A 1,594-nucleotide genomic window follows, 5' to 3' on the forward strand; every position below is an offset into this window, starting at 1 on the left:
AAACAATGTCATCTGGCATCGAGGTGGTCAATTTTCGAATGGCAACGTCTGAGAGCTATACAGACAAGGCAACCAATAAGAGAATAGACAAAACCGAATGGCATTCCATTGTGGTGTTTAATCCACACTTGGCAAAAGTAGCACTCCAGTATCTGAATAAAGGCAGCAAAGTTTATATCGAGGGGCGACTACAAACCCGTAAATGGCAAGATAAAAACGGTGTTGATCGCTATGTAACAGAAGTCATATTGCCTCAGTACAAAGGCGAGTTAAAGCTTTTAGATGGCAAAAATGATGATAATCAAGATCAGTCATCTNCGCTATGTAACAGAAGTCATATTGCCTCAGTACAAAGGCGAGTTAAAGCTTTTAGATGGCAAAAATGATGATAATCAAGATCAGTCATCTGCTTATGACAGAAGCATTTACAGACCTCTTGATACATCTCATACCGTTATGAATGATAGCGTTCCTTTTTAAATAAAAGGCGGTGTTATGAAAAAAAATAAAAAAAGGGGACGCCCTAAAATAGCAGGGCAGGTAAGAGAACCAAACGGACGTATATCACGTGCAAAAGCACCGCGTGAAGCCGTTGATAAATTGGCAATAGAAATGCGTGCAAAGCGCTTCGGTTTAACGCTACAGGAGGCAAAAAATCCACTTTCTGGTACCTATATCGGGCGGCTTTGTTTGCAAGGCGTGATTACTCAAGAGCAATATGATGCCGCGCAACAGTACCTACAGATAAGAAATAATTACCTTTGTGCAAAAGGCTTGCCTAATGCAATTTATGACGAAATGCCATCATCTTCTGATGATAAAGCAAGAGACAAGTGGGTAGCATTTGCAACAGAGCAGTTTATAAACATGCAAGAGGCACTAAAAGAAGCCCAATGCCTCTATAGACAGTATAATCTTCATGCTGCGTTACAGTCCCTCGTTATAGAAGATCAAATGCTACCACACCTTGTGAATTCATTACGCGTTGCTCTTAATGTGCTTCAGAAGCACTTTTGCAAAAATAACTATCAATAGAATATGAAGGGAATGGCAATAACAGCTAAGACGGTCATTATTGTAAATAAAAACGCAGGAATCTTTAACCTAAATCTCCAGAGTATGTTAATCGGAAGAGACATTATGGTGATTATTATAAAGCCTATTACGAACCATTCTATTGTCTGCCTTTTTTTTAAACGACGCTTCAATATTTCATTATACTTTTCCTCATTAGTAGCAATTAGTTTAAATTTATCTCTAGGAAGTCCTTCAGTAGGAGGTATTTCTTTTGAATCAACACAAGCAATAAAAGAAGATGGATTTCGTACATCACGCAAAACAGGAATTTGGCCATCTGGGCATAGTTTTAAATACCTATCTTCTGCTAATGATTGACTACTTATATGGCTAGTGAATAAGATACTTATTATTCCGAATAAGGCAATTTTCTTTAAATACGATAATAACATTAGATTTTATCTTGTTTTTCATTGTAGCATCTTCGCTTCATACAGATTCCCTTTGAAATTATCAATATGTGTTATTTTTATGTTGACAAAGTGTAGCAAATCGTATTTAATGACAGCACTGTACT

At 37.1% G+C, this 1,594-nt stretch carries 2 protein-coding genes and 1 pseudogene; all 3 read left to right on the forward strand.

All coding sequences use genetic code 11. The features are described 5' to 3' along the window. Nucleotides 1-480: pseudogene (ssb, locus tag ACFIJW_RS03325) on the forward strand (single-stranded DNA-binding protein); the annotation flags it as partial. Nucleotides 481-495: 15 nt separating this feature from the next. Beyond that, the gene (locus ACFIJW_RS03330) at nucleotides 496-1,035 is read left to right on the forward strand and encodes a hypothetical protein (RefSeq protein ID WP_375633278.1); all 540 of its coding nucleotides are present in this window, start codon (nucleotides 496-498) and stop codon (nucleotides 1,033-1,035) included. A gap of 12 nt (nucleotides 1,036-1,047) precedes the next feature. Then, nucleotides 1,048-1,395, forward strand: coding sequence for a hypothetical protein (locus tag ACFIJW_RS03335; RefSeq protein ID WP_375633279.1), 348 nt, complete (start codon nucleotides 1,048-1,050; stop codon nucleotides 1,393-1,395). Nucleotides 1,396-1,594: the final 199 nt, after the last annotated feature.

It is taken from the genome of Bartonella sp. MM97QHHN, from assembly GCF_042194285.1.
Taxonomy (GTDB): domain Bacteria; phylum Pseudomonadota; class Alphaproteobacteria; order Rhizobiales; family Rhizobiaceae; genus Bartonella.